This window comes from Autumnicola edwardsiae (genome assembly GCF_031846505.1).
In the GTDB taxonomy this organism is placed as follows: Bacteria; Bacteroidota; Bacteroidia; order Flavobacteriales; family Flavobacteriaceae; genus Autumnicola; species Autumnicola edwardsiae.
In genome coordinates, this window is sequence record NZ_JAVRHP010000125.1 from 1 (window position 1) to 6,780 (window position 6,780).

A 6,780-nucleotide genomic window follows, 5' to 3' on the forward strand; every position below is an offset into this window, starting at 1 on the left:
AAATGAAATGGGGAGGTAGAATCCCTTTTATGCCGATAATTGCCATTTTAGAGCCCTCACTTTATTAGAGTAGAGAGGAAAGTAAAACGAAACTCTCCACTTTCCACTCTTCCCTTTTTCTGCTTCTTCAGGATTTGAGGCAATAGAAATATAAACAGCTTCCTCATTTTTCAGCTGAGAAAAGCTGCTATCTTTGCACTCAAATTTTTCGGCTTGAACCTATCAAATTACACCAGAGAATTCAGTAAAAACCTTCAAATCGCCTTTCCGGTTATGCTGGGACAGTTGGGGCATGTGATGGTGGGCCTGGTGGACAATTTAATGATCGGCCAGCTTGGTCCGGCGCCACTGGCAGCGGTTTCTTTGGGTAACAGCCTCGTATTTATAGCACTTTCATTAGGTATTGGCTTCTCGTTTGCCATCACTCCTCTAATTGCCGAAGCCGACGGTTCCGGGGATATCGAAAAAGGCCGTAATTACTTCCATCACGGTATTATCTTATGCGGCATAAACGGATTTTTGCTCTTTTTGGTGCTGCTTTTGTCCAAACCTGTTTTGTACTATCTCGATCAGCCGCCAGAGGTGGTGGATCTGGCAATTCCGTATCTCGAAATTGTGGCTTTTTCGATGTTGCCTTTAATGATATTCCAGGCCTTTAAACAATTTGCAGATGGGCTGTCGCAAACCAAGTATGCGATGTATGCTACGCTGCTGGCCAACGTGGTGAATATCGTCTTTAACTATTTTCTAATCTACGGAATCTGGATTTTTCCACGATTGGAGCTGGAAGGTGCTGCAATAGGTACGCTAATTTCCAGGTTTTTTATGCTGTGGTTTATTTGGATTATTCTCAGTAAAAAGAAAAAATTTGCAGAATATTTTAAATGGACCAAAAAGGAATTCCTTAAAACTACTATTTTCAGGCGCTTGCTGGCGTTAGGATTTCCAACAGCTTTGCAAATGCTGTTTGAAGTAGCCATTTTCACGGCCACGGTATTTCTTGCCGGTACTCTAGGTACAAATCCGCAGGCTGCCAATCAGATTGCACTCAATTTGGCTTCCATGACGTTTATGGTAGCGGTTGGACTTGGCGTTACAGCAACCATCAGGGTGGGAAATCAAAAAGGACTGCGTGAGTTTAAGGAATTGAGGAGAATAGCGGTTTCCACTTTTCTCCTTGTATTTTTAATTGAAGCCGTCTTTGCTATTGCTTTTATTGCGCTTAAGGATATTTTGCCAACCTATTATATAGATAATGCTGAAGTAGTTTTGCTGGCAGCACAATTACTTATCGTGGCAGCCCTCTTTCAGCTAAGCGATGGTTTGCAGGTGGTGATTTTAGGTGCTTTAAGAGGACTTCAGGATGTTCGTATTCCCACAATTATCTGCTTTATAGCTTACTGGATTATAGGTTTCCCTGTTTCCTGGTACTTCGGAAAAGAGGATCAGCTGGGAAGCATGGGGATATGGCTGGGATTGCTCGCCGGTTTAACGGCTTCGGCCTTAATGTTGTATATTCGCTTTAATTTTTTGAGCAAAAAATTAATTCTGAATAAGAAGTTGAAACATCAGGAAACAATATAAATTGAAAAAGTAAAATACATGGACTTTCCTAAATTTCTTTTAGGCGATAATACAGATTATCCCGATGCGATTTTTGTAATTCATACTGAATTTCCGCGGTTCATCATCAATCTTGAAGATGATGAGGTAGAGTGGCTGGAAGATTTTGATGCCAGTGACGAAGAAGAACTTACTACTGAAGCTGAAGGTTTGATCGACCAGGCCAATAAATTTTATGACCGTGAAGTAAGCAGATACGAAGAGTAATATGCAGGAACTAATAGAACTGGATCAAGAACTATTCTTATTTCTTAATAACCTTGGAAGTCCCGCATGGGATGGATTCTGGCGGGCAATCAGCGACAAATTTGTGGGGATTCCTCTCTATGCCGTCCTTTTGTACCTCATTTTTAAAAATTTTGGATGGAAAGGTACGCTGGCCAGTATGGTTGTTATTGCCCTTTTGATCACGGCTACAGATCAGCTTGCCAATGTGTTTAAAGATGGATTTGAGAGGTTAAGGCCTTGCCGGCAGGAAGGTGTCATGGAAAATGCACGGTTTGTAGCAGATCGTTGTGGGAGGTTCGGATATTTTTCTGCACATGCGTCCAATTCTATGGGAGTAGCGACCTTTCTTATTCTTCTGTTCAGAAAAATTTATCCAAAATTGATTTATTTGATCCTTCTTTGGCCCGTCCTTAGCTCGTATAGCCGAATTTATTTAGGGGTTCATTATCCGGCAGACGTGATTACAGGCTTATTTATAGGTGCTATCCTGGGATATATTTTTTATAAATTACAGCAATATATCTTCTTCAGGCTTAAAGTTTCACAGGCTTAGGAGGTATTTTGCTGCGGCAAACGGGGTGGTTTTATTCGCTTCTATAGCTTTCAGTTGTGCTTGCAGTGCAGTTTTAATTTCGGTATTATTGTAGAAGCGGCTCTTTAGATGCTCATTGATCGTCTGCAGCAGCCAGAATTTGTTCTGTTCCTGTCGGTTATGATTAAAATATCCGGTCTCTTTAGCTAACTTCTGATACTCTGTAATCATTTCCCATACTTCGCTAATCCCGGTGCTATAAAGGGCGCTGCTTAAAAGGATTTTTGGCGCCCACGTACTTTCTTTTGGCGGATAAAGGTGCAGGGCTCTCTTAAATTCCAGGCGGGCTTCCCGTGCAGCTTTTTCATTTTCCCCATCGGCTTTGTTAATCACAATAGCATCGGCCATTTCTATAATTCCGCGTTTAATTCCCTGCAATTCATCCCCGGCACCGGCCAGTTTCAGCAGTAAAAAAAAGTCGGTCATACTGTGAACAGTGGTTTCGCTTTGTCCCACGCCCACGGTTTCTATAAGAAGTACATCAAAACCGGCGGCTTCACACAAAACAATGCTTTCACGGGTTTTCCTGGCCACGCCCCCAAGAGAATCTCCGCTGGGAGAAGGCCGTATAAACGCATTTTCTTCTGTTACCAGATTTTCCATCCTGGTTTTGTCTCCAAGAATACTTCCACGGGAAACGGTGCTGGTAGGGTCTACAGCAAGCACTGCCACTTTCTTGCCTTGCTTTATTAAAAAGCTGCCAAGGCTTTCAATAAAAGTACTTTTTCCTACTCCGGGAACGCCGGTAATGCCAATACGAATAGATTTATGAGCATAAGGAAGGGCTCCTTCCACGAGGTACTCCGCTTGTTCCTGATGTGTTGTCTGATTACTTTCCACCAGGGTGATGCTCCTGCCAAGTGCAGTTTTATTTCCTTCCAGCAGTTGCTTCAGCAATTCTTTTTCTGAAGATTTATTTTTTCTGAATGCCTTGATCCTTGCAGCCGAATTAGGATTGATATTATTGGAACCTGGACTGCTTCCAGATTCATTTAAAGCTGATTTTTCTAACTTCTTGCTCAAGGCTAAAGGTTTATCACAAAGTTAGGAATTCATTCTATGTGGCAATATTATTTGTATATTGAAACTGAAAAATTAAACATAAAAATTGAATTAAAATGAAAACATTATATACGACCGATGTTACTACCACAGGAGGTAGAAATGGCCGAACGACCAGTGACGACGGAGTTCTGGATATGAAATTAGTTATGCCCAAGGAACTTGGTGGAAAAGGTGGAGATTATTCCAATCCTGAGCAGTTGTTTGGAGCGGGTTACTCGGCATGTTTTGGAAGCGCCCTGGAAGTTGTGGCAAAAAAGCACAAAGTAGATCTTGGTGAGTATAGTGTAACGGCAACGGTATCACTTGGAACAACTGAAGAAGAAGATTTGCAGCTTGAGGTGATCCTCGATTGTTATATTCCGGGAATTGAAGTAGAAAAAGGGGAGGAACTGGTAAACGAAGCGCACGAAATTTGCCCTTATTCCAGAGCAACTATGGATAATATTGATGTAACTCTTAATCTTCTACTCGACGAGTAATTTTTTTGGAATTTATAAAATAATAAAAGGAGTGCCATTGGCGCTCCTTGCTGTTTTGTTATGTTTGATTGAGCGGAGTGGCAACCTGTTTTTTGTTTTAGAAGTCGAGCCTCATAATTGCCAATTTTCGACTTGTATTCTTTTCTACCACGAATACAAAAAGTTTTAACTGTTTCCGCCGAAGATTTTCAGGTGTTGCTTCCTCATTCAGTTTAAGATAAGCGTCCTAGTCGTTCTTTCCTCAAAATCAGCATCGAATAAATTATTTAGTAACCTCTAAACCTTCAGCTTCTTTAATTGGTAGCGAAACACTGGTATGGTCCCAGCTTAGAAAAAGAAAAATAAGATCGTTTATTTCTTCAAAGAAAATAGTGAACTGCTCAACGTTATTTTCAATTTTATTTACCGCTGTTTCTATAACGAGTGCGTCGTATTCAGGATCGCGGTAGGCCTTTTTTTCAAGGTCAATTCCCCAGGGGTACATCTTCGAATTAAAGATTACTTTCCAGGATTCTTTACCCGGGATGGTCCATAAGGTGTATTTTCCCGCTTTTAATAACGAACCATCTACCATAATATCTTTATTTAATTCAAAAGTGGTAGCTTCATTAGCTCCCGTACGCCATACTTCATTGTAGGGCACAAGTGTGCCAAAGATCTCCCGGTCCTTTTTATAGGGCCGGTTATAGAAAACCTCTAGTTTTAGCTCATCACTTTCAAATCGTGCTGTGCCCTGCGGACTGTGCGCTTTTGTGTTGTAGCGCAAAACAAACAGAATTACGACGATTACGGCCACAAGGCCTCCAATTATTTTTAAAGCTGTTTTTAGAGTAGTGTTCATAAATACCTTTGACAATAGCGGTTCAAAAAATGTGCAAATATGTACTTCAGAAAAAAAACTTCTTTACTAAGAGAGGTGAAAGTAGTGATCTTTGGTGCGTTTAAAGTATTTTCAGAAAAAAAATGTATGATTTTGCAACATGTGAAAAATAGAATCGTCTTTAAAGTGAACACCAACCAAAACCAATAAGAATTTGTTACAGAATGAATTAATAGAAGCTTGCAGGCAGAATGACCGAAGGGCCCAATTGAAGCTCTACAATAAGTATAGCCAGGGCATGTACTTTGTGGCTTTAAGGTTTATTCAGGATTCTTTTGAAGCTGAAGATGCCATGCAGGAAGCTTTTATAAAGGCTTTTGCGAAACTTCATCAATTTAACGGAGAGGTTACATTTGGCGCCTGGTTAAAGAGGATCGTTATTAATAAATGCCTCGATAAGCTTAAGGCGAAGAAACTGGAAATGGTGGCGATAAACGAAAGGACAATGACCACGGTAGAAGAGGACGATAACTGGCAGGTGCAGGACGGGATAGGAGTGGAAGAGGTGAAAGCTGAAATTGAGCGACTGCCTGAAAAGTACAAATATCCCCTAATGTTATTCCTTATAGAAGGTTACGATCACGAGGAAATCGCAGAAATACTGGAAATCAGTCAGGTGTCATCACGGACGCTGGTTCACAGGGGAAAGAAAAAATTACAGGAAGAATTAAAAATGATAAAAAATGGCACAGGATATTAGAGACATGTTCCGGAATGATGAGGATGAAAGCCGTGAGTCACACAAATTAAAAAGCGGACATCAAAAACGTTTTGAGGCGAAGCTGGATGCGGCCCTGCCTAAACAAAAGAAGAAAAACAGCTTTCTGTTTTTAAAAATAGCAGCTGTGCTTGTAGTAGCTTTTGGAGTGGCAATGTTCTTTTTAAGGCCCGGTATAACTATGGAAGAGAACCACGTGGTAGAGACCCCGGTAGAGGAGAAATTGCAGGAAGACCTTCAGGAGCCGGCGAAGCAATTTCAGCTAAGCGATGTTTCTCCGCAGTACAGGGAAATTGAGAATTATTATATGGCGAGCCTTAACCTGGAATTGGCAAATCTGAATATTACAGAAGACAACAAGGCACTTATAGATGCTTTTATGACTAAGCTTGCAGAACTGGACAAGGAATATAAACGACTGAATGCCGATCTTAAGGAAAGCGGCCCTAACGAGCAAACTGTAGAAGCTATGGTGGCAAACCTTCAGCTAAGACTGGAATTGCTGTTTAAATTAAAGAACAAGATTAAGGAAATTAAAGAATCAAAAAACAACAATTATGAAGACCTACAAGCTTAATTATATAATGTTGCTGCTGTTGTTTATAAGTGCGGGAGTGGGAGCACAAACCAAGAAACACGTGCAAAGTTTCAAAACAAATGCGAATGTTAATGTGCATTTAGATGCCAGGCACACCAACATTCTTGTGGAGAAATGGGATAAAAATGAAGTTCTCGTAGAGGCTTACCTGGACGTAGAAACTTCAGATAAAAAGGAAATAGAACAACTAATGGAAAGCTGGAAGCTGGACGTATCAGGATCTTCTAACGAGGTAAAAATAATGTCTGGGGGAGGTGTTTCCTGGAATGTAATGCCAGATGTTAGTATGAATATGTCAGACTTCAACGAATCTATGGGAGGCTTGCAGGAAATGCTGGGACCGCTAATGGAAAATCTTATGCCCATGATCCAGAATATTGCATCGAATCCCCTTCCGGAGAATTTTACTTCGAAAATGGGAAGTATGAATTTTGATTATGAAGCTTACGAGAAGAATCCAGATGAATATATGAAAAAATGGGAAGCCGAAGTAGAGGAAAAGTTTGGTGATGATTTTGATAAAGATATGGAGGCATGGGCTGCAAAAATTGAAAAGAATTCTGAAAAGTGGGAGAAAGATTTCGAGTCTAAAATGGA

General features: G+C 40.7%; 8 protein-coding genes and 1 pseudogene. 7 read left to right on the forward strand and 2 right to left on the reverse strand.

The features are described 5' to 3' along the window. Positions 1 to 213: 213 nt before the first annotated feature. Genes RM529_RS15315 through RM529_RS15325 form a run of 3 tightly spaced genes read left to right on the forward strand, consistent with a single transcriptional unit; the run spans position 214 to position 2,404 of the window. The gene (locus tag RM529_RS15315) at positions 214 to 1,584 is read left to right on the forward strand and encodes an MATE family efflux transporter (protein WP_311485627.1); all 1,371 of its coding nucleotides are present in this window, start codon (positions 214 to 216) and stop codon (positions 1,582 to 1,584) included. An 18-nt stretch (positions 1,585 to 1,602) separates the two neighbouring features. Continuing rightward, positions 1,603 to 1,830 (forward strand): DUF8828 family protein, encoded by a 228-nt coding sequence (locus tag RM529_RS15320; protein ID WP_311485628.1) that lies wholly within the window; start codon positions 1,603 to 1,605, stop codon positions 1,828 to 1,830. Between the two features lies 1 nt (position 1,831). Beyond that, positions 1,832 to 2,404: a phosphatase PAP2 family protein gene (locus RM529_RS15325; protein ID WP_311485629.1), complete on the forward strand. Its 573-nt coding sequence runs from the start codon at positions 1,832 to 1,834 to the stop codon at positions 2,402 to 2,404. On the opposite strand, the gene meaB is transcribed toward RM529_RS15325, so the two are convergent. Continuing rightward, the gene (meaB, locus tag RM529_RS15330; protein ID WP_311485630.1) at positions 2,393 to 3,466 is read right to left on the reverse strand and encodes a methylmalonyl Co-A mutase-associated GTPase MeaB; all 1,074 of its coding nucleotides are present in this window, start codon (positions 3,464 to 3,466) and stop codon (positions 2,393 to 2,395) included. The genes RM529_RS15325 and meaB overlap by 12 nt on opposite strands. A 95-nt stretch (positions 3,467 to 3,561) precedes the next feature. Between meaB and RM529_RS15335 the strand changes: the two genes are divergently transcribed. Continuing rightward, positions 3,562 to 3,987, forward strand: coding sequence for an organic hydroperoxide resistance protein (locus RM529_RS15335; RefSeq protein ID WP_311485631.1), 426 nt, complete (start codon positions 3,562 to 3,564; stop codon positions 3,985 to 3,987). A gap of 262 nt (positions 3,988 to 4,249) precedes the next feature. On the opposite strand, the gene RM529_RS15340 is transcribed toward RM529_RS15335, so the two are convergent. Then, on the reverse strand, positions 4,250 to 4,828 hold the full coding sequence (locus RM529_RS15340) for a DUF2911 domain-containing protein (RefSeq protein WP_311485632.1): 579 nt from the start codon (positions 4,826 to 4,828) through the stop codon (positions 4,250 to 4,252). A 193-nt stretch (positions 4,829 to 5,021) separates the two neighbouring features. On the opposite strand from RM529_RS15340, the gene RM529_RS15345 reads away from it, so the two are divergent. The 3 genes and pseudogenes from RM529_RS15345 to RM529_RS15355 form a co-directional block, all read left to right on the forward strand. Then, positions 5,022 to 5,567 carry an RNA polymerase sigma factor gene (locus RM529_RS15345; protein ID WP_311485633.1) on the forward strand — a complete coding sequence of 182 codons (546 nt, stop codon included), beginning with the start codon at positions 5,022 to 5,024 and terminating at the stop codon, positions 5,565 to 5,567. Continuing rightward, positions 5,551 to 6,162: a hypothetical protein gene (locus tag RM529_RS15350; protein ID WP_311485634.1), complete on the forward strand. Its 612-nt coding sequence runs from the start codon at positions 5,551 to 5,553 to the stop codon at positions 6,160 to 6,162. The genes RM529_RS15345 and RM529_RS15350 overlap by 17 nt, the downstream gene beginning before the upstream one ends. Beyond that, a pseudogene (locus tag RM529_RS15355) lies at positions 6,143 to 6,780 on the forward strand (hypothetical protein); the annotation flags it as partial. The gene RM529_RS15350 and the pseudogene RM529_RS15355, both read left to right, overlap by 20 nt.